Source organism: Bradyrhizobium diazoefficiens, assembly GCF_016616885.1.
GTDB classification, from domain to species: Bacteria; Pseudomonadota; Alphaproteobacteria; order Rhizobiales; family Xanthobacteraceae; genus Bradyrhizobium; species Bradyrhizobium diazoefficiens_F.
Window position 1 is genome coordinate 6,860,569 of record NZ_CP067102.1, and the last position, 23,124, is coordinate 6,883,692.

25 protein-coding genes are annotated in these 23,124 nt (G+C 64.4%); 9 read left to right on the top strand and 16 right to left on the bottom strand.

What is annotated here, in order from left to right:
- Nucleotides 1-389: 389 nt before the first annotated feature.
- A complete protein-coding gene (locus tag JJC00_RS31915) occupies nucleotides 390-908 on the top strand; it encodes a DUF2231 domain-containing protein (protein WP_200469753.1) in 519 nt (172 codons plus the stop codon).
- 29 nt (nucleotides 909-937) lie between these two features.
- On the opposite strand, the gene JJC00_RS31920 is transcribed toward JJC00_RS31915, so the two are convergent.
- Entirely contained in the window at nucleotides 938-1,702 is a 765-nt protein-coding gene (locus JJC00_RS31920) for a serine O-acetyltransferase (RefSeq protein WP_200469754.1), read from the bottom strand.
- Between the two features lie 276 nt (nucleotides 1,703-1,978).
- On the opposite strand from JJC00_RS31920, the gene JJC00_RS31925 reads away from it, so the two are divergent.
- Nucleotides 1,979-3,142, top strand: a complete 1,164-nt coding sequence (locus JJC00_RS31925) for an acyl-CoA desaturase (protein WP_200469755.1) — start codon at nucleotides 1,979-1,981, stop codon at nucleotides 3,140-3,142.
- A 121-nt stretch (nucleotides 3,143-3,263) separates the two neighbouring features.
- On the opposite strand, the gene JJC00_RS31930 is transcribed toward JJC00_RS31925, so the two are convergent.
- From JJC00_RS31930 to JJC00_RS31950, 5 genes are all read right to left on the bottom strand, one after another.
- Nucleotides 3,264-3,521 carry a hypothetical protein gene (locus tag JJC00_RS31930; protein WP_200469756.1) on the bottom strand — a complete coding sequence of 86 codons (258 nt, stop codon included), beginning with the start codon at nucleotides 3,519-3,521 and terminating at the stop codon, nucleotides 3,264-3,266.
- 190 nt (nucleotides 3,522-3,711) lie between these two features.
- Complete coding sequence (locus JJC00_RS31935; protein ID WP_200469757.1) at nucleotides 3,712-4,200, bottom strand: DUF2852 domain-containing protein; 489 nt, start codon at nucleotides 4,198-4,200, stop codon at nucleotides 3,712-3,714.
- 121 nt (nucleotides 4,201-4,321) lie between these two features.
- A complete protein-coding gene (locus tag JJC00_RS31940) occupies nucleotides 4,322-5,062 on the bottom strand; it encodes a TetR/AcrR family transcriptional regulator (RefSeq protein ID WP_200469758.1) in 741 nt (246 codons plus the stop codon).
- Nucleotides 5,063-5,157: 95 nt separating this feature from the next.
- Complete coding sequence (locus JJC00_RS31945; RefSeq protein ID WP_200469759.1) at nucleotides 5,158-5,520, bottom strand: YciI family protein; 363 nt, start codon at nucleotides 5,518-5,520, stop codon at nucleotides 5,158-5,160.
- 57 nt (nucleotides 5,521-5,577) lie between these two features.
- Complete coding sequence (locus JJC00_RS31950; RefSeq protein ID WP_200469760.1) at nucleotides 5,578-5,976, bottom strand: YciI family protein; 399 nt, start codon at nucleotides 5,974-5,976, stop codon at nucleotides 5,578-5,580.
- Between the two features lie 322 nt (nucleotides 5,977-6,298).
- Between JJC00_RS31950 and JJC00_RS31955 the strand changes: the two genes are divergently transcribed.
- From JJC00_RS31955 to JJC00_RS31970, 4 genes are all read left to right on the top strand, one after another.
- Nucleotides 6,299-7,087, top strand: a complete 789-nt coding sequence (locus JJC00_RS31955) for an SDR family NAD(P)-dependent oxidoreductase (RefSeq protein ID WP_200469761.1) — start codon at nucleotides 6,299-6,301, stop codon at nucleotides 7,085-7,087.
- A 122-nt stretch (nucleotides 7,088-7,209) separates the two neighbouring features.
- On the top strand, nucleotides 7,210-7,647 hold the full coding sequence (locus JJC00_RS31960) for a hypothetical protein (protein ID WP_200469762.1): 438 nt from the start codon (nucleotides 7,210-7,212) through the stop codon (nucleotides 7,645-7,647).
- Between the two features lie 446 nt (nucleotides 7,648-8,093).
- Complete coding sequence (locus JJC00_RS31965) at nucleotides 8,094-8,279, top strand: hypothetical protein (protein ID WP_200469763.1); 186 nt, start codon at nucleotides 8,094-8,096, stop codon at nucleotides 8,277-8,279.
- Between the two features lie 373 nt (nucleotides 8,280-8,652).
- A complete protein-coding gene (locus JJC00_RS31970) occupies nucleotides 8,653-9,000 on the top strand; it encodes a hypothetical protein (protein ID WP_200474302.1) in 348 nt (115 codons plus the stop codon).
- Between the two features lie 72 nt (nucleotides 9,001-9,072).
- Here the strand turns inward: JJC00_RS31970 and JJC00_RS31975 are convergent, their stop codons facing one another.
- From JJC00_RS31975 to JJC00_RS31990, 4 genes are all read right to left on the bottom strand, one after another.
- A complete protein-coding gene (locus JJC00_RS31975) occupies nucleotides 9,073-9,492 on the bottom strand; it encodes a VOC family protein (RefSeq protein ID WP_200469764.1) in 420 nt (139 codons plus the stop codon).
- A gap of 74 nt (nucleotides 9,493-9,566) precedes the next feature.
- Nucleotides 9,567-10,103 (bottom strand): SRPBCC family protein, encoded by a 537-nt coding sequence (locus JJC00_RS31980; protein WP_200469765.1) that lies wholly within the window; start codon nucleotides 10,101-10,103, stop codon nucleotides 9,567-9,569.
- A gap of 107 nt (nucleotides 10,104-10,210) precedes the next feature.
- Nucleotides 10,211-11,512, bottom strand: a complete 1,302-nt coding sequence (locus JJC00_RS31985) for an RNA polymerase sigma factor (RefSeq protein WP_200469766.1) — start codon at nucleotides 11,510-11,512, stop codon at nucleotides 10,211-10,213.
- Nucleotides 11,509-11,877 carry a YciI family protein gene (locus JJC00_RS31990; protein WP_014492384.1) on the bottom strand — a complete coding sequence of 123 codons (369 nt, stop codon included), beginning with the start codon at nucleotides 11,875-11,877 and terminating at the stop codon, nucleotides 11,509-11,511. Before JJC00_RS31990 ends, JJC00_RS31985 begins: the two co-directional genes overlap by 4 nt.
- Nucleotides 11,878-12,021: 144 nt before the next feature.
- Between JJC00_RS31990 and JJC00_RS31995 the strand changes: the two genes are divergently transcribed.
- Complete coding sequence (locus JJC00_RS31995) at nucleotides 12,022-12,987, top strand: 2-hydroxyacid dehydrogenase (RefSeq protein WP_200469767.1); 966 nt, start codon at nucleotides 12,022-12,024, stop codon at nucleotides 12,985-12,987.
- A gap of 125 nt (nucleotides 12,988-13,112) precedes the next feature.
- Nucleotides 13,113-15,080, top strand: a complete 1,968-nt coding sequence (locus tag JJC00_RS32000) for a methyl-accepting chemotaxis protein (RefSeq protein WP_200469768.1) — start codon at nucleotides 13,113-13,115, stop codon at nucleotides 15,078-15,080.
- Nucleotides 15,081-15,082: 2 nt separating this feature from the next.
- Here JJC00_RS32000 and JJC00_RS32005 read toward each other — a convergent pair whose 3' ends face one another.
- Nucleotides 15,083-15,799, bottom strand: coding sequence for a TetR/AcrR family transcriptional regulator (locus JJC00_RS32005; protein WP_200469769.1), 717 nt, complete (start codon nucleotides 15,797-15,799; stop codon nucleotides 15,083-15,085).
- A 107-nt stretch (nucleotides 15,800-15,906) separates the two neighbouring features.
- Here JJC00_RS32005 and JJC00_RS32010 point away from each other — a divergent pair, with 107 nt between their 5' ends.
- Nucleotides 15,907-16,551: a glutathione binding-like protein gene (locus JJC00_RS32010; protein WP_200469770.1), complete on the top strand. Its 645-nt coding sequence runs from the start codon at nucleotides 15,907-15,909 to the stop codon at nucleotides 16,549-16,551.
- 60 nt (nucleotides 16,552-16,611) lie between these two features.
- On the opposite strand, the gene JJC00_RS32015 is transcribed toward JJC00_RS32010, so the two are convergent.
- The 5 genes from JJC00_RS32015 to JJC00_RS32035 all read right to left on the bottom strand — a co-directional run bounded on the left by JJC00_RS32015 (nucleotide 16,612) and on the right by JJC00_RS32035 (nucleotide 23,059).
- The gene (locus JJC00_RS32015) at nucleotides 16,612-18,270 is read right to left on the bottom strand and encodes a hydantoinase B/oxoprolinase family protein (RefSeq protein WP_200469771.1); all 1,659 of its coding nucleotides are present in this window, start codon (nucleotides 18,268-18,270) and stop codon (nucleotides 16,612-16,614) included.
- 2 nt (nucleotides 18,271-18,272) lie between these two features.
- Nucleotides 18,273-20,357 (bottom strand): hydantoinase/oxoprolinase family protein, encoded by a 2,085-nt coding sequence (locus tag JJC00_RS32020; RefSeq protein ID WP_200469772.1) that lies wholly within the window; start codon nucleotides 20,355-20,357, stop codon nucleotides 18,273-18,275.
- A 141-nt stretch (nucleotides 20,358-20,498) separates the two neighbouring features.
- Nucleotides 20,499-21,305 carry an NAD-dependent protein deacetylase gene (locus JJC00_RS32025; RefSeq protein WP_200469773.1) on the bottom strand — a complete coding sequence of 269 codons (807 nt, stop codon included), beginning with the start codon at nucleotides 21,303-21,305 and terminating at the stop codon, nucleotides 20,499-20,501.
- 203 nt (nucleotides 21,306-21,508) lie between these two features.
- The gene (locus JJC00_RS32030) at nucleotides 21,509-22,078 is read right to left on the bottom strand and encodes a protocatechuate 3,4-dioxygenase (protein WP_200469774.1); all 570 of its coding nucleotides are present in this window, start codon (nucleotides 22,076-22,078) and stop codon (nucleotides 21,509-21,511) included.
- Nucleotides 22,079-22,084: 6 nt separating this feature from the next.
- Nucleotides 22,085-23,059: a Bug family tripartite tricarboxylate transporter substrate binding protein gene (locus JJC00_RS32035; RefSeq protein ID WP_200469775.1), complete on the bottom strand. Its 975-nt coding sequence runs from the start codon at nucleotides 23,057-23,059 to the stop codon at nucleotides 22,085-22,087.
- Nucleotides 23,060-23,124 lie beyond the last annotated feature (65 nt).

Here is a 23,124-nt window from a genome sequence, read left to right on the forward strand (position 1 = left end):
CCGGTTCCCCAACAGCTGCGTCAGCACCGGCGCGCCGGCAAGCCCGCTCAAAGCCTTGTCTTTCTGGGGTGCAAGGGCTTGTCCAAAGCCGCCGCCTGCATTCCCTGCCAAGATGTCAAAACTAAGGGCCTCGACGACAGCTCCGGGCGCGATTGTCCATCATTACCAGAGCCCGGCGATGGTTAATGCCGGGTTACCGCGAGCAAATTTGGCTGCGGGAAAGGGAGGCGGCGCAGGGGTTGCGGTCGAGGAGACGGAAGCGGAACTGGCGGCACGGCATCACGCAGGTTCATCGCAGGTGCAGCACGAGGAGGCTGCCTTCGTGTCTGAAGGAACCGGCTCTCATCGAAAAAATTGTCCCAAAAATCACTTTCGGCGAGGATTTGGCCATGAGTATCAACCCCAAGACAACCGCCGCGATCGGCGACCATCCGTTGCATCCGATGATCATCCCGTTCCCCGTGGCGTTCCTGGTCGCCGCGCCCATCGCCGATCTGGCCTTCGTTGGAACCGGTGACAATTTCTGGGCCAGGGCCGCGATGTGGCTGCTCGGCGCCGGCGTCGTCATGGCCCTCGTGGCTGCCGCGGCCGGCTTTACCGACTTCTTCAGCGAGCCCCGCATTCGCAGCCTCAACGATGCCTGGTATCACATGGTCGGCAATCTCGCGGCGGTCGTGCTGGCCCTGATCAATGTCTATCTCCGCTACGTGGAAGGCGCCGAGGCCGCGATCAAGCCGTGGGGTGTAGTGCTCTCCCTGATCGTGGTCGGCATCCTGCTGTTCACGGGATGGAAGGGCTGGGAGATGGTCCACCGGCATCATGTCGCGGTGATGGACGCGCCGGGCCAGACCAGCTCGGAGCCGGTCACGCCGCATCACGGCGGCGAGAGCCATCGCCGCGCCGCCTGAGTGAGAGGAACAGCCGCATGATGACGCCCTCACGCCGCCGAGGCGGGCTCGGGGCAGTTGGTCAATCGCGCGGGATTGCCGACGGCGGTGCAGCCGCCGGGCACATCTGATGTCACGACCGTGCCGGCGCCGATTTTCGCAAAATCGCCGATGCTGATGTCGCCGAGAATGGTCGCGCCGGCGCCGATATAGACGCCGCGGCCAATGCGGGGCGGGCGCGTCGGCAGTTCGCCACTGCGGCCGATGCTGACGTTCTGCAGGATGGTGACCTCGCCGCCGATCACGACATTGGCGCCGATCACAATGCCGGTGGCGTGATCGAGATAGACAGCCGATCCGATCTGGGCGGCGGGATGGATGCTGACTTGCAGGACATTCGACGCCTCGTTCTGAAACAGCAGCGCCGCATCGCGATGGTCATGACGCCAGAGCCAGTGCGAGACACGCCAGGCCTGCAACGCGACATAGCCCTTGAAATGCAGCAACGGCGCCAACAGGCTGGCGATGGCTGGATCGTTGCCCGTGATGGCCCGCAAATCGTGGCCGGCCGCTTCGATCAATTCAGGTGAGCCGCGAAAGGCGTCGAGGGCAAAAGCGGCGAAACGCGCACGCTCCGTGGCATCACCACCGAGCCTGCGCCCGATCAGATCGGCCAGGGCGGCGCCAAAATCATCATGGACGAGGACGGCATCGGCAAGGGATTTGCAGAAGACAGGATCGGCCGCGGTCGCGCGCTGCGCCTCGTCGCGTATCGTCTGCCAGAGACTGTCGTTGATCACGGCCGCAGCAGCCATTGTCGCCGCCTCCGGTATTCTAACACTCACATATCGAATATAGGCCGCGAGCAGGCCGCGCGCCACACCGCGTCAGCGGCACCCCGAGCACCATGCCGCAGATCCCCGTGAGGCTACGTGCTTGCAAGCCCGGCATCCGCGACCATATAGTCCATCGAATTTATCAAGCCCCGCGGTGGTCCGCCATCCGCGGGTTTTTCGTACCCGGCGGCCATCGGCGCTGCCGAAACGAATCCCGCTCACCCGAGGTCATCCCAAGAGAGGTCATCCCAAGATATGTCACCCAACGCGCCCGCCGACGACCAGCACGACGACGTCATGTACCCCTCCGCAATTCCGTTCGTGCTGGTCCATCTCGGCTGCTTTGCGGCGATCTGGTCGGGCGTCACCTGGCAGGCCGTCGCGATCTGCGGGTCACTGTATATCGTGCGCATGTTCGCAATCGGCGCGGGCTACCACCGCTATTTCTCGCACAAGGCTTTTGCCACCGGCCGGGTGTTTCAGTTCATCCTGGCTTGGCTTGCGCAAAGCACCGCGCAGAAGAGCGTGTTGTGGTGGGCGGCCAAGCATCGGCACCATCACCTGCATTCCGATACCGAATTGGACGTGCATTCACCGCGTCAACGCGGCTTCCTGTACAGCCATGTCGGCTGGATCTTTTACCGGCAGCACGACACGACCGACCTGGTGAAAATCGGCGACCTCGCGGTCTATCCGGAGCTGATGTGGCTGCATCGGCTGGAGCTTCTGCCGGCCGTGACGCTTGCGGTGCTCTGCTTCGTGGTTGCGGGGTGGTCTGGTCTGGTCGTCGGCTTCCTGTGGAGCACGGTGCTGGTCTATCACGCGACCTTCTGCATCAATTCCCTCGCGCACGTGCATGGACGCAAGCGCTACGTGACGGGCGACGATTCCCGCAACAACTGGCTGCTGGCGTTGTTCACCCTTGGGGAGGGCTGGCACAACAATCATCACGCCTACCAGAGCAGCGTGCGACAAGGCTTTTACTGGTGGGAGATCGACCCGACCTATTACATCCTGAAGGTCCTGTCCTGGTTCGGCATCGTCTGGAACATGAAGGCGCCGCCCGAGCTGGTGCTGCGCAATGAGCAACAGCTCGGCGCGCGCGTTATCAAACGCGCCGCTCGCGAGCTTGCCGGACGGTTCGATGCGCACGCTCTCGCGCACGCGATCTCGTCGGCGCTGCACCGGGCCGATCCGACCCAGTTGCAGCTGCCGACGCTGCATGACATCTTGAATCGCGCCCATGAAGGTGTTGATGCGCTCACGCATCTGCATCTGCCGACGATACCGACCCGCGACGAGTTTCTCACTGAAGCCAAGGCGATCTTCGCGCGGACGCGATCGCTCAATGAGATCGTGGACCACGCCCACGAACAGTTCCTGGCCTCGGTTCGCGCGCAGCTCGTGACAGTGCGCTGAAGCTCGCGACCATCGCGCGCGCGGACTGATCGGGTTCGCTTGCGCAAGTCGAGCGCATAGAGCCAGCCGCCGGCCGCGACGAGGCCGGGCAGGATGAAGAGCGCGAAATCGCGGAGCAGGATCATGGGTCGAGGCCCGCTTTCGCAAACGAGATCGCGCGGTCGAGCGCGAGCCAGGCCAGAAAATAGAGCGAGTAGCTGAGAAAGAACTTCCAGGACTCGCCGACCTGCCAGTGCGGATAGAGCTCGACCTGCGTCGGCCATCGATTGAGAAATGCGATTGATACAGGAATGGAGCCCCCGAACCGGCTGAACAGCGCGCTGGCGCGCTCCAGCAGCGCGATGCGCTGGTTGATCTGATTGCGTTCGGCGTTGGTCATGGTCGAACCCGTTGGCGCGCTGGGCAGCGCCGTCAGGTCTTGGTCGCGCCTCGTGGGAAACGGGTTCTATGGCGCCGGGCGGCAAACGGGGCGAGGTGAAAAACCAAACCGCCCGCCTGCGGGGTGCGCAGGCGGGCGGCTCGGGGCCATCAGGACTTTGGGGGCATGCGCCTGAAGGCTTTGAGAGGTATCAGCCCTGCTGCTGGTCGGTCGGCGGCGGGGTCGGACGCGTCTTGTGCTGGGCCATGAACTGGTCGAACTCTTCCTTGTCCTTGGCGTGACGCAGACGGTCGAGGAAGTTCTTGAATTCGACCTGCTCCTCCTCGAGACGCTGCAGCGTCTCGGTGCGGTATTCGTCGAAGGCGCGGTTGCCGGAGGACGGCGGGCCAAAGCCGAAGCCGAAGCCGCGGCGCTCCATGCGGCCGCGCATGCGGTCCATCTTGTACTGCATCCGCTCCATCTTGCTCTGCCAGCGATCCTGGTTGCTCCAGCACGACATTCTTCTGCTCCCGAGTGTGAAAAAGAGAAGGGCAAGTCCGATCGGCCACCAGATGATGAAGCCGAGAATGGTCACGGCAATCCAACCAGGATGCCAGGGCGTATCGAGCATGTGGGGCCGCTCGTACTGCTGTTGGTCCGAGGGGCCGCGCCAGCGATTGACATCAGCGGTGTAGGCCATTTCCCTTCTCCATCACGGCATCAGCGCCGTTGTGAATGTAAATAACATTTACATAGCTAGACCATCCCGCAATTTTGTCAAGCCGGCCGCCAAACACGGTCTCGGGATTATTTGCGCAACTTTATTTCGGCTTGCCCCAGGGGCCGCCAGGAGGCACCCCAGAACCGGAGGATGCCTCCGGCGGCACCGGCGGCGGCTCGGCGCTTTTTCCCTGCGGCCTGCGGTCGGTCGGGAAGCCGAGGCCGCGCAGATAGATCAGCACCTCGGCCTCTAGCAGCTCATCCGGCGACATCGGCAGCTTGCGTCGCGCCGCATCCCCGCGCGAGAACAGCGAGGCGACGCCATGCGCCATCGACCAGATGTGAAGCGCCATCATCATCGCCGGTGGTCGTGGCGCGCCGGGCGGCGCCAGCGCCGCAAGCCGTTCTGCAGCTGCGCGAATGACGTTGAAAGCACGTTCGCTTGCGGCCTGCAGCGCCGCATTGGCATCGACCGGCAGGCCGGATTCGAACATCGCGTTGTAGAAGGCGGGCTCCTCGCGGGCGAAGGCGAGATAGGCCCGGCCGACCCGCTCGAACGCGGTGACGGTGTCGGGGCGCCCGTCGTCCCAGGCCGCGGTGAGCCGCTGCTCGAACTGCTCAAAACCGCGCTGGGCGATCGAGGACAACAGTTCGTCACGGTCGCGAAAATGGCGGTAAGGCGCCGCCGCGCTGACGCCGGCCATGCGCGCCGCATCGGCAAAGGTGAAGCCGGCCGCGCCCTTCTCGGCGATCAGCCCGAGGGCGGCCTGCAACAGGGCTTCCTTCAGATTGCCGTGGTGATAGCCGCGCTCGGCGCGGCTCTGCTCCTTGCGCCAGCTCATGTGAACGACTTTTACATGAGCCGGCGGTGAAGGTCACTAGCGGGAACGGGCTTTGGTGAACCCGTACTTCCACGTATCCAACGGTTCGATGAGCCCTAGCCGCCCGGGATCGGCAGCACCGGCATGATCTCGACGCGCTCGCCGGGGAAGATCGCAAAATGCGGGTGGTTCTCGAACATCTTGGCGGCCGCCTCGTGCGAGGCGGCGCGGACAACGGTGAAGGCGCCCATCTCATTGGCGATGTCGGCGGTGCCCGTGCCGTCGACCCGCTTGGTCTTGCCGAGCGGACCGCCCATGGCCTGGATCGCACCCTGGTGCTTCTCGACCCAGCCCTTCCAGGCCGCCATGCCCTCCATCTCCTTCGCCTTGCGCTCGGCCTCGGGCATCGCATTCCACGCAGCCCATTTCGGACTGTTCTTGCTGCCGAGGAAGACGGCGAGATAGGTATCGGTGCTCATCGGTTTTCTCCCTTGTTGATGGATTGACGAAGCCGCGAAGTTTCGCTGCCCTTTCGGCTAGTTCTTCAGGTTTTCGAAGCCGGCGGCAGCCGCGTCAGGCGGAAAATCGGACATTTCCTGCACCTGGCGGATCTCGATGATTTCGTTCGGCGAGGCCGGGCACTTTTTGGCCCAGGCGATCGCCTCGTCGCGCGAAGAGACCTCGATCATCCAGTAGCCGCCCAGCACTTCCTTGGATTCGGCGAAGGGGCCGTCGGTCACGACAGGCACGCCGGTCGCAAACGAGACGCGGGCGCCCATCGACGGCGGATGCAGGCCGTCCAGCGTGATCAGCACGCCGGCATCCTTCAGCGCCTCGTTGTAGCGCATCATCGCGGCGACGCGTTCGGGATCGAGTTGCACGTCCGCCGGCGCGGTCTCATAGCCGAGCGGGATCATCAGCATCATGAATCGCATGCGGTTCCTCACTGGGCATCGTCATTCCACATGGCGCAGCGACATGCGCCACGGAAATGACGGGAAGATGAGCGGGTCAGATGGCCCGCGCTCCCATGTAAGACGAACGACATTCTACGAAGCCGACACGGCCGTAGAAATTATTTTGGAGGAGCCAGCTCCGATGCACGGGCCGTCGCCCTTCGAGGCGGCCACCTCAGTGACGGATCAAACGTGAGTGCTCGGCTCCATCCGCTGGGCCCTTTCTCGTCCGGACCAAAGCGCAGTAAAAGGAGCGCACGCTCACGCACGCCCGTTTTTCGATACAGGACCGGATCAGCCCATGCCCGCCTCCCCGCAAAAAGTCGCCCTCATCACCGGAGCCGCGCGCGGCATCGGGCTTGCAACCGCGAAGAAATTCCTGGCCGAGGGCTGGCGGGTGGCGCTGCTCGATATCGAGGGCGAGTTGCTCGGCCGCGCGGTCGCCGAGATCGGCCAAAGCGAGGCGACGCAGGCGCTGACCTGCGACATCTCGGATAGCGCCGCGGTCGGCGCCGCGATGAAAGCGGTCGAGCAGCGCTTTGGTCGGCTCGATGCACTGGTCAACAATGCCGGCATTGCGGTGTTCGCGCCGCTGATGGAGACATCGGAGGCCGACTGGCGCCGCGTGCTCGAAGTCAACCTCACGGGTCCGTTCCTCTGCACCAAGGCCGCGGTGCCGTTGATGCGCGACGGCAATGGCGGCGCCATCGTCAACATCACCTCGATCTCGGCCGTTCGCGCCTCGACGTTGCGCTCGGCCTACGGCACCAGCAAAGCCGGGCTTGCGCACCTCACCAAGCAGCTCGCGGTCGAGCTCGCTTCGCTCAACATCCGCGTCAATGCGGTCGCACCGGGGCCGGTCGACACCGCGATGGCGAAGCAGGTGCACACCAAGGAGATCCGCGCCGACTATCACGACGCCATCCCGCTCAACCGCTACGGCCTGGAGGTGGAACTCGCAGAAGCGATCTTCTTCCTGTGCTCGGAGCGCGCGAGCTACATCACCGGCCAAATTTTGGCCGTCGATGGCGGCTTCGATGCGGCCGGCATCGGCCTGCCGACGCTGCGGGGCGAACGGCGGAACGGGTAAACCTCTCGGGGTGGGCCAATGCGCTTCTGCGCCATGCCCACCATCTTCGCCGGATTTGCGGTGCCGTTGGTGGGGCACGCTACGCTTTGCCTACCCTACGGAACCGAGTTGGTGGAGACTTCATGCGACGCATTGCTTTCGTCAAAGCCTGGATCTTCGCGGCCGCACTGCTCGCTTCCGTTCCGGCCAAGGCCGAGATCCGCATCATCCAGAGCCCCGGCGGAGAGGTCGGGCCGTTCCTCGATCTGTTCGAGAAGGTGCGCGAGAGCGGCGACCGCGTGGTGATCGACGGTCCCTGCCTGTCCGCCTGCACGCTGGTGCTCAGCATCGTACCAGGCGAGCGCATCTGCGTCACCAAACGTGCCATACTCGGTTTCCATGGCGCGCGTTCAGTCGACCGGCGTGGACGCTTCTATGCCGAGCCGGAGGCATCCGAAGCCGTGCTTGCGGCCTATCCGGGCCCCGTTCGCGACTGGATCAGCCGTCACGGCGGCCTCACCTCTCGGTTGCTGTTGCTGAAGGGGCGCGACCTCGCCGCGATCTATCCGCGCTGTCGATGACAATTCGATTGCAGGCGGCGGTGTGATCGCGATCAATCCTCCGCTGTCCGACGATTAGGCAATTCCCGGCAAATTCGGCCCTGCCGGAGCGAAATCCGCTCAAGCGCGTCGCAATGCGTGCACAATTTACGCGGTTTGCAGCTGTTCCCTGGCGCCTATGATGATGCAGGCCAGCCGGCTCGCGATGGCTGCGGGACCGTCATATCTCGGCAGCGGCGGCGGAATATGATGGTTCCACTTTTTCGAGATCAGTCATTTTCAAATGGTACCCATGTGGAGTCCATGATCGTCGTGGTGGGCATGAGCTTCATGCTGCTTGCGCTGTTCATCAGCTGATGCATGGCGTCATGCGCCAACAACCATACGCAGTGTGCACCGCGTCACACCACGGCCAAGTTGATCTGGCATACAGCGGACGAAGCGACGCCGATGTCCGCAGGGGATTCATGACCAGCATCAGCATCAGCACCGACAGACATACCGGCGCGCAAGCTCAGTCACCACTTTTGCGGAAAGGAAGCGATCGGGTCTTCACCCTGTCGTTCCTGATCACGAGCGCGGTCGCAACGGTCGGCTGGCTCTACGTCCTCGCACAGGGAGCCGTGGCCGTCGCGAACTGGCTGTTCCTCTAGTGGAAGACGACCTGTACGACCGGCGCGAGCTTCACGCTGGCGCAGATCAGCATCCCCCACAGAGCAAAATTGATTTGTAGCGCCGCTGCCATCGGTCGCTCCCTTCCAAGTCACGCCCGCCCTAATTTGTAGCTATTGTGAATATAATTAGCGATTCTGGCGCGAAGTCACAGCCTAATCTTGCGCCAGTTATTGTGCGATGCAATTCGCTTCATGTCACAAACCCGCTCGCGCTGTTCTCGCAAAGTGAATCGAGTGCACGAATCTCCTTTCGGCCATGGCGGCGACGTCGTTTTCCCTTAAGTCCCGGATAAGCGTCGCGATGCAAGTTTTCCACGCGGATTTGCGTGGCGTACCGCACGGCAGGTTCGGCATGGATCGACACATTCTCGTCTTGCTCAGTTTTTGCGCAGCGCTCGCGGGATGCGCAAGCGCGCCGGCGGCGGAGCGTCGCCCGCTCGCGTGGGACGGACTCGGTCAGAATCCCAATCGTCCTGCTGTCACAAAACGCCGCCTTGCCAATCACGCACCACCAGCGAGCGATCCCAATGTGGAACGTCAAAGGGTGCTCGGCACGCTGCGTCCCTATTCCGAAGCATGGTGGGCCGTCCAAGACGAGATCGAGGCCGAGAACGACAGGCAGCTCGGCTCGAAGCTCGTGATCTGCGGCAGCTGCGTGACGCAGCCGCCGGGCGAGGACGTGACCGGATCGATCCGCTGACGAGGCGTGCTCCCTCTCCCGAGACAATCGAGAGAGGAAGCCGCAACTCAGGGAATCAACGGAGCGTCGAGCTCACATTCCTTCGGCGGGGCAGTTCACCATCCAGGGAATGCCGAACTTGTCGACGCACATGCCAAAGCCCTTGGCCCAGAATGTCTTGGCGAAGGGCATCGTGACGGTGCCGCCATCGGCGAGCGCGTTGAACTTGCGCTCGCCGTCGGCGGGGTCCGCGACCGTGATCGAGATCGAAAAGCCCTGCGGCTTTTGAACATGCTCGGGCGGGGAGTCGGAGCCCATCAACACGCTGCCGTCGGGCAACGACAGCCGCGCATGCATGATCGTCTTCTCGCGGCCAGCCGGCCCCGGCGGCATATCAGATGGCGGCGCTTCGGAAAGGCGCATCATGGCGTCGATCTTGCCGCCCAAGACCTTGGCATAGAAGTTGAACGCCGCTTCGCATGTGTCCTGATAGAACAGATAGGGATTGAGCATCGTTTCTCTCCTCTTCGCTTCCTTGGCAGTTCCTTTGGCAGTTCCTTTGGCAGTACCTTGGGCGGTGTCTGGCGTTACTTCTCGGTGAGCTTCTTCAGGCTGGCGAGACCGGCCTCGAAATCCTTGCCGATCATGGTGTCCATGTTGATGAAGACCTGCATCACTTTCGACATGAAGGGGGCCGGACCGTACATCGCCCAGGTGACCAGTGTGGCATCACCTTGCGGCACAAACGTGAACTCGGCCGTGTTATGGCCCTCGAAGGGCCGCTCGAAATCGAGCTTGATGCGGAGTTTCGACGGCGTGCTCGCCTCGAGGATCTCCATATGGCCGGCACCGACATTGTTGTTGCCGTCCCAGGCATAGGTCGCACCCTTTCCAGCCGCAGTCCCTCCGAAGGTGCGCTTCATGGCGGGATCGCGCCCCTCATAGGGCGACCAGCTGGTCCAGAAGCGGAAATCGGAGACGAGCGGATAGATCGCTTCGGCCGGCGCCTTCAGCGCGAGCGAGCGCTCGACGCGGAACGTGTTGGGTTTTGTGAGGGCGAAGACGAGGATGCCCGCGATCCCGACCGCGAGCACCATGGCGACAATGGCAATGGCTTTCAGCATGAATGGCTCCCTGGATACGGGATTAAGACGAAGGGAGACGGCGGGCGCCGACAAAGCGGAGATGAGATTTTTTGCCCTCCGGGCGCCCCGGAACGACGGCTGCGCCGTCACTTGGCCTTCGCGCCCTGCCTGGCGCCACCATTGGCTCCCTTCGGCTGGCTGTCCCTGATCAGCCGATCAATGTGCATGCGGATGTGGGCGGCTTCGGCCGAGGTGTTGGCCAGCGCAATGGCGCGGTCGAAGGCTACTCGGGCTTCGTCGTTGCGGCCGAGCTGCATCAGGAAGGCACCGCGCACGCCGTAGAAATGGAAGTAGTTGGAAAGTTTCGGCGCCAGCGGCTCGATCAGGTCGAGCGCCGCTTGCGGGCCGCGCACCTTTGAGACCGCGACCGCGCGGTTGAGCGTCACCACCGGCGAGGGCTGCACCAATTCAAGCGCGCCGTAGAGCAGGTCAATCTGGGTCCAGTCGGTCTCGTCCGGCGTCGACGCCCGCGCATGCAGCGCGGCGATCGCGGCCTGGATCTGGTAGGGCCCGCTGCGGCGGTGGCGCATCGCCTTGTCGATCAGCGCCAGCCCCTCCGCAATCATGGTGCGGTTCCACAGCGAGCGATCCTGGTCGTCCAGGAGAATGAGCGAGCCGTCTTTGGCGAAGCGCGCGGCGCTGCGCGCGTGCTGCAACAGGATCAGGGCCGTCAGCCCCATGATCTCTGGCTCGCTCTGGAATAGCCGCAGCAGCAGCCGCGCCAGCCGGATCGCTTCCTCGCACAGCGGCTTGCGGATCTCGGCAGTGTCGCCGCTCGCCGAATAGCCCTCGTTGAAGATCAGATAGATCATCGCGGCGACACCGGCGAGGCGTTCGGAACGCTCGATCGGGCCTGGCGTTTCGAACGGTGTCCCGGCCTCCGCGACCTTGGCCTTGGCGCGGGTGATGCGCTGCTCCATCGCGGCGTCCGAGACCAGGAAGGCGCGCGCGATCTGCTTCACGGTCAGGCCGGAGACGATGCGTAGCGCGAGCGCGATCTGCTGCGTCGCCGGCAGCTGCGGATGGCAGCAGATGAACATCAGCCGCAAAATGTCGTCGCGATAGTGCGAGCCGTCGAGCCGCTCGGCGAGCGCGCCTTCGGCATCATCGAGATCGGAGATCGCCTGATCGTCCTCGGGCAGTGGCTGCTGCTTGCGGGTACGGCGCACTTCGTCGATCGCGACGTTGCGGCCGACCATGATCAGCCAGGCCGCGGGATCGCGCGGAGGCCCTTTCTGCGGCCAGGTCTTGAGCGCGCGCAGGCAGGCGTTCTGAAAGGCCTCCTCGGCCGTATCGAGATCGCGGAAATAGCGCAGCAGCGCGCCGACCGCTTGCGGACGCGCCGAGGTCAGCGCGGTCTCGATCCAGGCAGTGTCAGCCTCGCTCACGCCGAAATTCCTCCTGGCCTGAACACGCCGACGGGACGCACCTCATAGGCGCCGCCGGGGTTGGCCGCGCCGAGATCGCGCGCAACGTCGAGCGCCTCATCGAGGTTCTTGCAGTCGACGATGTAGAATCCGAGCAGCTGCTCCTTGGTCTCGGCATAGGGGCCGTCGAGCACCAGCGGCGGGTCTTCCTTGCGCAAGGTCGCCGCCGCGGTGGTCGGCAGCAGCCGGGCCACCGGGCCGAGCCGGCCCTGCTGTGTGAGCTTATCCTGCACCACGGCGAGCTTCTTCATCACGGCCTCGTCCTGGTCCTTGCTCCAGGAGCCGACGAAGTCCTCGTCATGATAGCAAAGGATCGCATAAAGCATGGGCAGCACCTTCCCTGAACGCTTGTTTTAAAGACGATCCACTATGCCCCGCCCCGACAGGGCTGCGGAAATAATTTGCGAGAAAAATCCGGCAGATCATGCCAAGGAGGGGCGTCAAAAGCGGAACCTGACGAGGCACTTGGAATGACCGTGGGCATACTGGCCGTCCTGATCAACAGCACGCAGCAGAACTGGCTGCCGGAGCGCTGGAAGGCCCGGTTCGATGCGGTCTGCGGCGGTCGCCCCGTGGTGCTGCTGCCCAATGCCGGGCTCGATCCGACGGAAGTGCACTATGCCGCGGTGTGGAAGCCGGTACCGGGCGACCTCGGCTCCTTTCCGAATCTGCGGGCCATCTTCAATCTCGGCGCCGGCGTCGATGCGCTGATGGCGGACAAGAGCCTGCCCAACGTGCCGCTGGTCCGCGTCGCCGTGCCTGACCTCACCAACCGCATGACCGAATATGTCGTGCTGCACGTGCTGATGCACCACCGCCAGGAGCTTTACCTGCGGGACTCGCAACGTGCCAAACGCTGGGAGCCCCTATATCAGTGGCCGGCGAGTGCGCTCACCGTCGGCGTCATGGGATTGGGCACACTCGGTGCCGACGCGGCCGACGTGCTGCGGCGGCTCGGCTTCCGCGTCGCCGGCTGGAGCCGCAGCCCGCGGACGATCGAAGGCGTCGAGTGCTTCCACGGCACGGCGGGAATGGATGCATTCCTGCGCAAGACCGACATCCTGGTGTCGCTGCTGCCGCTGACGCCTGACACAAACGGCATTCTCAACCGCGACGTCTTCGCAAAACTCAACCGCACGAGCCCGCTCGGCGCGCCGGTGCTGATCAATGCCGGCCGTGGGGCCTTGCAGAACGAAGCCGACATCCTGGCCTGCCTCGACGACGGCACGCTCGGCGCCGCCTCGCTCGATGTCTTCGTGCAGGAGCCGCAGCCAAAGGACAGCCGGTTCTGGACCCACCCCAAGGTGGTGCTGACCCCGCACAACGCCGCCGACACCGACGCGGATGCGATCTCGGCCTATGTCGCCGAGCAGATCGCGAGGTTCGAGGCGGGTGGCGCGCTGGAGAATGTGGTGGATCGCGGAAGGGGGTATTGAGGCTCCTCAGCCTCCCTACCCCCGCTCTCGTCCCCCAAAACCCCCACCACCACCCTCCTCGTTCACCCTCTCTTAGCGAGAAGTTGATAGGCGTTGTTAATCAACGCTCAACGAACGGGTCGGACATGCGCTCTCCCCTCGGCCTCAGGATGCGGATCACGATTGCGCTGGCGCTGACGGCGGCGGCCACCGCGCTGATTGCGGTGCTCGGGGCGATGTGGATCATCGCGGGCATCATCGACCGTGCCGACCAGCGCGAGCTGCGCAGCCACTATGATGCGCTGCTGTCGCGGATCGCGGAAGAGTCGCACCGCGCCTCCGCCATGAGCGCGGTCGTGGCCGCGATGCCGGCGACGCAGGAAGCGATGGCCAAGCAGGATCGCGAGGCGCTGGTGCGCCTGTTCGGGCCCGTGTTCGCCGCCACCAAATCGGAGTACGGCGTCGAGCAGTTCCAGTTCCATACGGCGCCCGCGACGTCCTTCCTGCGCGTGCACCAGCCGGCGAAGTTCGGCGACGACCTCTCGAGCTTCCGCAAGACCGTCGTCGACGCCAATCAGGACCACAAGGTCGTCGTCGGCCTCGAAGGCGGTGTCGCCGGGCTCGGCATCCGCGGCGTGGTGCCGATCGCCCAAGCCGGCAAACATCTCGGCTCGGTGGAATTCGGCCTGACCTTCGGGCAGTCCTTTCTCGACGATTTCAAGCTCAACCGCCATGTCGACATCGCCTTCCATCTCGCCGACGGCGCGGGCTTCAAGCTGTTCGGCGGCACGCTGAAGGGCAAGAGCTTCTTCGATGCGGCCGACTATGGCCGCGCCGCCGGCGGCGGCTTCACCGTGAAGCAGGCCAAGCTCGACGCGACGCCGGTCGCCGCGCTGCTCGGGCCGATCAACGACTTTTCCGGAAAACCGCTCGGCGCCGTCGAGCTGGTGATGGACAACGCCGATTACGAGGCCTCCGCCGACCGCGCCTGGATGCTCGCAGTCGCCATTGCCGCGCTCGGGCTCGTGCTGGCTGCGATCGTCGGCTATCTCATCGCCCGCGGCATCTCGCGGCCGATCCTCTCCATCACCAGCGTGATGCGCGAGCTCGCCGACGGCCGGCTCGACGTCGCGGTCCCCAAGAGCAAGGCGAACGACGAAGTCGGCGCCATGGTGAAGGCGGTCGCGGTGTTCCGTGACAACGCCGTCAATTTCAGCAAGCTTCAGGCCGATCAGCTCGAGGCCAAGGCACAGTCCGAGGCCGAGAAGCGACGCGCCTTTGCGGCGCTTGCCGACAATTTCGAGGCCAGCATCCGCGACGTCGTCACCACGGTGTCCTCGGCCGCGGTCGAGATGGAGCACACCGCGCGCTCGATGTCCGATATCGTCGAGCAGTCGCGCAATCGGACCCGCGCAGTCTCGTCGGCCTCGGCGCTGGCCTCGGAGAACGTACAGACAGTGGCGGCCGCGGCGGAAGAATTGTCCTCGTCGATGACCGAGATCAGCCGGCGGTTGGCGCATGCGACCGAAGTCGTGGGCAAGGCCGCAAGCGACGGACGGCAGTCGAACGAGCGGGTGCAGAGTTTAGCCGATGCCGCGCAAAGAATCGGCGACGTCGTCTCCTTCATCAACGGCATTGCGGGCCAGACCAATCTGCTGGCGCTGAATGCGACGATCGAAGCCGCGCGCGCGGGCGAAGCCGGCCGCGGCTTTGCGGTAGTCGCCTCCGAGGTCAAGGCGCTCGCGACCCAGACCGCGAAGGCGACGGAAGAAATCGGCGCGCAGGTGACGGCCGTCCAGGGCGAAACCACCGGCGCCGTCGAAGGTATCCAGTCGATCTGCGCGACGATTCAGCAGGTCGACGAAATCTCCGCCGCGATCGCCGCGGCCGTCGGCCAGCAGGGCACGGCGACGCAGGAGATCGCGCAGAACGTCCAGCAGGCCGCCGCGCGCACCGGCGAGGTTTCGCAGAACATCGCAGGCGTGACCGACGGCATCGCGGCGACGGGTACGGCCGCGGAAGAGGTGCTGGTCTCGGCGATCGAGCTGTCAAAGCAGTCGCAGCGCCTGCGCGACGAGGTGGATCGCTTCCTCGCGCAGATTCGCGCGGCGTAGCGCTACCCCTTAACACCTACCATCAGATCGATAGCGCCCTTCACGATCGCCTCGAGATCCTTGCGCGAGACGCGCGCGCGGGAGCGGATCGCGATGGAGTGGACGGTTGCGGATGCAAGCAGCGCCAGCGCGGCCGGATCCGCGCTTTCCGGCAACTCGCCCTTTTCCCTCGCACGGCGGAAGCAGTTCGTAAAAGCCTTGTCGAGCTCGGCAAGGCCGTCGATCACCATGGCGCGGATCTCGGGATCGCCGACGGCTTCCGACGCCGCCGTCACCACTGTGAAACAGCCGCGCGGGCCGGTCTCGCCGGACAGATAGATGTTCAGCGCGGAGGCGAAGATGCGCTCCAGCCGCTGGCGGACCGGCATCTCCTGGCGGAAGATCTCGACCATCGATGCGCGCGCGTCCTCGCGATAGCGCTGATAGCTCTTGATGTAGAGTTCACGCTTGTCGCCGAAAGCCCCATAGAGGCTTGGCCGGTTCATGCCGGTGGCCTCGCTGAGATCGTCGAGCGACGTCGCGGCAAAGCCCTGCCTACGGAACAGGTCGAGCGCCTTGCCGAGCGCGACGTCCGGCTCATAGGCGCGCGGCCGTCCCCGGCGCTTAGGTTCACCACTGTGCTTAGGTTCACCGCGGTGCTTGGGTTCGCCGCGGTGCTTGGGTTCGCCGCGGCCCTCGGACTCATTGGCAGCAGCTCGCGGCTTTGGTTTTTGTACCATTTCGCAAATTAATCCTTGACCGACCCCATATTATACGAGACAGTACAAAAATCAATCTGGCCAGGTTGAGCGACACTCACAAAGAGAATTGCCCAAGGAGGCCCACGATGGATCTTTATTTCTCCCCGCTCGCCTGTTCCATGGCGACGCGCGTCGCGCTCTATGAGGCCGGCGCCGAGGCGAATTATCTCGAAGTCGATCCGCCGACCAAGAAAGTGCTGAACGATGGCTCCGACTTCCGCACCGTCAACCCGATCGGCCTGGTGCCGACGCTGCGCACCGACGAGGGCGTGGTGCTGACCGAGAACGCCGCGATCCTGCAATATGTCGCCGACCGTTTCCCGCAATCGGGCCTCGGCGCGAGCGCCGGCATCGATCGCACCCGGTTGCATCAATGGCTCTGCTTCATTGGCACCGAGTCGCACAAGGGCCTGTTCGTGCCCGTGCTCGACCGCAAGGCGTCGCAGGACGTAAAGGCCTACGTGCTGGAGAAGAACCTGTCGCGGCTCGACTATCTCGACAATTACCTCGAGGGGCGCGAGTTCCTGCTCGACCATTTCAGCGTGGCCGATGCCTATCTCGTCACGGTCATCAACTGGACCATGGCGACGCCGCCGATCGAGCTCGCGAAATGGCCGAACGTGAAGGCCTATTACGAGCGCCTACGGCAGCGGCCGTCGATCGCAAAAGCTATCGCGGAGGAGTTCGAGCTGTACAAGGCCGAACAGGCGCGGAAGAAGGCGACGGCGTAACGTCAGTTCATCAAGACATCGTCCCGGCCTTGGCGGCCGGGACGAAACTTTTTCAGTGGCTCACCGCGCGTAGCCATACACCGCGGCCGCATTATCTGACGATACAAGCCCGCTCTCGACGTCCTCCTTGACGGCGGCGCGGTCGCGCTCAGCCGGCGCGCCGATCCCGGCACCGCCGGGCGTTAACACCACCAGCCGGTCGTCCGGCGGCACCTGCTGAAAGCCTTTTCCGCGCAGCTTCTTGCCGGACTTGAGGCCGACATAGCCGGCCTCGCCGTTCCGGCCGCCATCGCGGCCGCGCGGTGGGTGATCGATGCGATCGAACGCGGCAAGAATATCGAACGGCGCGTCGACGCCGCTGCCGACCTCGATGATCTGGCCAAGGCCGCCACGGGTGCGCCCCGCCCCGCCGGAATCCGGACGCAGCTCCTTGCGCCAGAAGATCAAGGGCGTCTGCGTCTCCGCGATCTCGACCGGCGTGCCACGCACGCCGCTGGGATAAGCGGTCGCGGACAGGCCATCCTTGCCGAAGCGCGCGCCGGTGCCACCGTTGGAGGTCACCGCCATCGAGAACCCGTAATTGCCGCCGACGCCCGAGCGGGTCTGGCCGCGCACGTTCAGATTCCACAGGCACGAGGTGCCTTCCGCAGGCACGCGCTCGGGAATGATCTGGCGCAGGCAGCCGAACACGACGTCGGGCAGCATCTGACCGATGATGTGGCGCGAAGCCACGGGCGCCGGCTTCGGCGCATTCAGGATCGCCCCCGCTGGCGCCGACACCGTCAGCGGCGAAAGCGAGCCGGCATTGTTCGGGATCTGCGAGGCGACGACACAGCCGAGGCCGAACACGGTGTAGGCCGTGGTGTAGGACAAGGGCACGTTGATGCCGAACTTGGAGGCGGCTGAAGTGCCATCGAAGTCGACGTGGATGCCGTCATCCGAGATCGTCAGCGCCGCAGCGAGCGTGACCGGGGCGTCATAGCCGTCAACCACCATGCTGTTGCGCCATGTCCCTTTCGGCAGCTTCGCGATCTCGGCGAGCACGGCCTCCCGCGAGCGGTCGCAGATGTAGTCGCCGAGCTCATCGAGCGTCTCGATGCCGAACTCGGTCATCATCTCGACCAGGCGCTCGCAGCCGACGTCGTTGCAGCCGGCGAGCGAATAGGTGTCGCCCTCGGTGTCTACAGGCAGCCGCGTGTTGGTCCGGATCATCGCCATCAGCGTCTCGTTGACGGCGCCCTGGTCGATCAGCTTCAGCATGGGAATGTAGAGCCCCTCCATGAACACGTCGGTGGCATCGGGGCCGAAGCCGATGCCGCCGATGTCCATGAGATGGCTGGTGCAGGAGAACAGCGCGACGACCTTGCCGTCCTTGAAGCAAGGCGTGGTCACGACGAAATCGTTGAGATGGCCGGTGCCCATCCAGGGATCGTTGGTAATGTAGGCGTCGCCCTCCTTCATCGTTTCCAGCGGGAAGTGGTTGATGAAGTGCTTGACCGACTCCGCCATCGAGTTGACGTGACCGGGCGTGCCCGTCACCGCCTGCGCCAGCATCCGCCCCCTGAGGTCGAACACACCGGCCGACAGGTCGCCGCATTCGCGCACGATCGGACTGAACGCGGTGCGGAGCAGCACTTGCGCCTGCTCCTCGACCACGGCGATCAGCCGGTGCCACATGATCTGAAGGTCGATCAGGCTCGCGCCTTTTGCCTCGCTCATGATCAGGCCGCCTTCCGTTCCATGACGATGCTGCCGGCACCGTCGATATGGGCATCAAAACTGGTGGAGACGAAGGTGGAGGTCTCGTCCTCCGCGATCACGGCGGGGCCCGCAATCGTCGCGCCCGGCACCATGTCCTCGCGGCGATAGAGCGGGATCTCGATCACCTCGCCCGCCCGACCGTCGAAGAATTTGCGGCTGCCGGAGGCCTTGCCCGCGGGCTTGCGTGTGACGGCCGCAACCGAGGATGCATTGCGCGCCTCGGTGGTCGCAAGCACCGACCAGCTCAGCACCTCGATCGCGGCGCCCGGGATCGAACGCTCGAACATCGCCGAATAGTCCGCCTCGAATTTCTGGCGCAGGCCGGCGAGATCGGCCGATGTCAGCGGCCGGTTCGGCAGCTCGACGGTGATCTCGTGGCCCTGGCCGACATAGCGCATGAACGCCGCGCGGCGCTCGCGCACCGGTGCGCCGGCAGCGCCGGGCTCGACCAGCGCACGCGCTTCGGTCACCATCTCCTGAAGCAGGTCGGAGACTGCACCCGTGTCGAAATCGTCGAGCCGCACATGACGGCTGCGCACGAGTTCATAGGCGATGGGCGCCGCGAGGAATCCGACCGCCGAGCCGACGCCGGCATTCGAGGGCACGATCACCCTGGAAACGCCGATCTTCTCCGCAACGCGCGCGGCGTGCAGCGGGGCTGCGCCGCCGAAGGCGATCAGCGTATGCTGGCCGACGATCTCGCCGCGCTCGACCGCATGCACGCGCGCCGCGCTCGCCATGTTCTCGCAGACGACCTCGTGCACCGCATAGGCCGCGGTTTCGGCCGACAGACCCAGTGGCTCGCCGACGCTGCGCAGCAGCGCCTGCTTCGACAGCTCCGGATCGAGCTTGATCGTGCCGCCCGCAAAAGCATCGGGATCGATCATGCCGAGCGCAACGTCCGCGTCGGTCACGGCCGGGCGCTGGCCGCCACGGCCGTAGCAGGCGGGCCCGGGCTCCGACGAGGCGCTCTCCGGGCCGACGGTGACACGCTTCATCGCATCGACATGGGCGATCGAGCCGCCGCCGGCGCCGATCTCGACCATCTCGATCACGGGGATGCGCACCGGCAGGCCGGAGCCCTTCAGGAAGCGCGCGGCGCGATCGACCTCGAACACGCGCGAGGTCTCGGGCTGGAATTTCTCGATCAGGCAGATTTTTGCGGTGGTGCCGCCCATGTCGAAGGAGAGCACCTTGCTCTCGCCGAGACGCGCCGCGATCTGCGCCGCGAAGATAGCGCCGCCGGCGGGGCCGGATTCGACGAGACGCACGGGGAAGCGCCGCGCCGTCTCGATTGAGGTGACGCCACCGCCTGATGTGACGAGATAGATGGCACCACGGAACTGCTCGACCTGCAAGGCGTCCGCCATGCGGGCGAGATAGCCGTCGATCAGCGGCTGCACATAGGCGTTGGCGACCGCCGTCGAGGTGCGCTCGTATTCGCGAATCTCCGGACACACGGCCGATGACGCCGTTACCGAAATGCCGGGCATCTCTTCACTGATGATCGCGGCCGCTCGCCGTTCGTGCTCGGGATTGGCGTAAGAGTGCAGGAAGGCGATCGCGACGCTCTCGACCTTCAGCTCACGCAATTTCGGCGCGAGTGCGCGCACGGCTGCTTCGTCGAGCGGGAGGCGGACGGCGCCATGGGCGTCGATGCGCTCGGGCACGGTGAAGCGCAAGCTGCGCGGCGCCAGCGGCTTCGGCTTGTCGATGCCGAGATCGTACTGGTCGTAGCGGCTTTCGGTGCCGATATCGAGCACATCGCGAAAGCCGTCGGTCGCAATCAACGCGGTCTTGGCGCCGCGCCGCTCGATGATGGCGTTGGTCGCCAGCGTCGTGCCGTGAATGAAGACATCGATCTCGCTGATATGCGCGCGCGCATCAGTGAGAATGAGACGCATTCCATCCAGCACCGCTTGCTCCGGCCGCTGCGGCGTCGTCAGCACCTTGCGGGTTTTGCGCACCTCGCCCACGTCCAGCACGATGTCGGTGAACGTGCCACCGATATCAACGGCAAGCCGCACCTCGGCTCCCTCAAGCATTCCAAATTCTCCGTGCTGATCATCAAGACTCTGAGCGAAAACGCGGCAATCTCCATGCCATGAAGCGCTTGGGCAACGCTACGCACGGCTATTCTGCGCGGCACCTATGCAATAGGCAAGGCGTGTTTGTCGCGCGCGAGATCAGAGCAGGAATGCAAGCGCCGCCTCGCAGCGCTCCTCGACCTTGAGCGTGAGGAGATCGTCGGCGCGGGTGCGGCCGAGATTGATCGCTGCGATCGGGATCTCCCGATGCGCCGCAGCCTTCACGAAGCGGAAGCCGGAATAGACCATCAGCGATGAGCCGACGATCAGCATCGCGTCAGCCTGCGACAGATGGTCCTGCGCGGCGGCGACGATTTCGCGGGGGACGTTCTCGCCGAAGAACACGACGTCGGGCTTGAGGATGCCGCCGCAGGCTTCGCAAGCGGGCACGTCAAACGACGAGAAATCGGCGTGCTCCAGATCGGCGTCGCCATCGGGCGCATCGGCGGCATCGAGCGTCAGCCATTCTGCGTTGGCGCGGCTCAGCGCATGCTGGAATTCGTTGCGCGGCGTCTTGTGGCCGCAGCCCATGCAGCGAACCAGGTCGAGCCGTCCGTGCAGATCGATCACCTGCCGGTGGCCGGCGGATTGATGCAGCCGGTCGACATTCTGGGTCAGCAGCATCTCGCAGCGCCCGCTCGCCTCGAGCCGGGCCAGCGCATGATGCGCATCATTCGGGCGAGCCTGACCGAACCGCCGCCAGCCGATCAGGCTACGCGCCCAGTAGCGCTGGCGCGTATGCTCTTCGGACATGAAGGCCTGGAAGTTGACCGGCTGGGTCCGCTTCCAGTTGCCACGGCTGTCGCGATAGTCAGGAATGCCCGAATTGGTGCTGCAGCCCGCGCCGGTCAGCACGAACAGTTTTTCGTGCCGGCCGACGAATTCCTGGAGCGGAGGGTGTATCATCGCACAGATGTAGTCTGCGCCGCGGCATTTTGCCAGATGTGCTGCGGCCGCCCATCGACGCAACGACCCGAGCGAGGGAATGTACCCCTTAAACGCACACGTCAGTTTCTGAAAGCCAAGAGAATATTGCGATCAGTCGGAGCATTACGCTCGTGCCCCCAAGCGGACATTCTCACTTCGCGATAGGAGGCAAAGCCAAATCCTTATCCCCGAAGCAGGACGATATCAAAATTCAAAATGCGTCGCGGCGTTTTCTGCAACTTGGCTTCTGCCGCGACGAGCAGTTCCGGTCGCAGCGCCGCCGCCAGCAACCGGTCGCGTTCGTTGAGAGGTTCGTCTGGGAAATACATCTGGGTTACCAGTCGCTCGAACCGTCCACGTACCTCGAAATGGATATGCGGCGGACGCATCCAGTCCGGGCCTGCCGGATAGGCGCCCGGCTTGACCGTCTTGATCACATAGCTGCCGTCCTCATTTGATCGGATACGAGTGCAGCCGACAAAATTTGGATCGAGCGGCGCTACGTTGCGGTCGTTGGGATGGCGGTATCGGCCAAAGCTGTTGGCCTGCCAGATCGTGAGCCTTGCCCCGCGGACAGGTTCGCCATCGAGGTTGATTATGCGCCCCGTGACCTCGATCATTTCACCTTGCGCCTGTCCGTCGCCGGCTTCCATACCAATCAGGTCTGCACCGGTGAAGGCGCCCCGCCCCACCGGAAAATAGGGACCCAGAATCTGATCTGGTGTTCGATGCCGGTTCTCGCTTGTACACATCGGGGGCTAGTCCTCCGGTGAAAAACGAGAGGCCCGCACGACGGGTCCCCATCGGTCGAAGTCTGATCTGATCAATTGCGCGAACTGCTCGGGTGTATCGGCTGCAGGCGCAATGGCGAGCTTAATCAGGCCTTCGGTGAAACGATCGCTCTTGACGGACGCACAGATTGCCGCGTTGAGATGCTTGATGGTTTCGATCGGCGTCTTCGCTGGGACAACAATGCCGAACCACTCCTCGACTTCCAGGGCGGGAAATCCAGCCTCGCGGACGGTAACCACGCCCGGAAGCTGCGGGCTCCGTTCGGCGCTTGTGATGGCCAAGGCGCGGATATTTCCCGACTGCACGTAGGGGAGCACGGTGCCGACTGGATAAATCGTTGCCGCGATCCGGCCGCCAATCAGATCCTGTATGCCGTTCGGCCCTCCGTAGGGCACGTGGGCGAACTCAAATCCGCCGTCCTTGGCCAGGATCGTGCCGGTGAAATGCAGCATCGATCCGGCGGCTGCGGTGCCGTAGGTCGCCTGTTTCGGATCGGCCGCGCACCATTTCACGAAATCGGCGAGCGACGTGACGCTGGGCGGCACCTTCGGACCGACAGTGATTAAGAACGGAAATGAGCATACCCGCGTGATTGGGGCAAAATCGTTGAAAGAATCGTAGCCGAGCGCCTTGTAGACATGTGGGAAAACGACCGGCATGGACGCGGGCGTCAGCACCATCGCCGATCCGTCCGCCGCACCGTTCTTGAGTGCGCCGAGCACCAATCGACCGCCCGCACCGGGCCGGTTTTCGACGATAAACGAGGAGGCCTTCATCTCTTCGACCAGCATTCTGGCAACGACATCGATGGCGCCGCCGGCGCCAAATCCGACCATCAGGCGCGACGTAGCCGATCTCAATTGCGCGCGTGCGCCGGTTGTCATAATCGATGCAAGGCCGCCTGCGCCGGCCAGCGACAGCAATTGCCGTTTGGTGATCATGTGATCCTCCGATGTTCTGGCGGACACCGCTGTCCATTCGAAACGTCCTCACTCTGGTGGCGCTG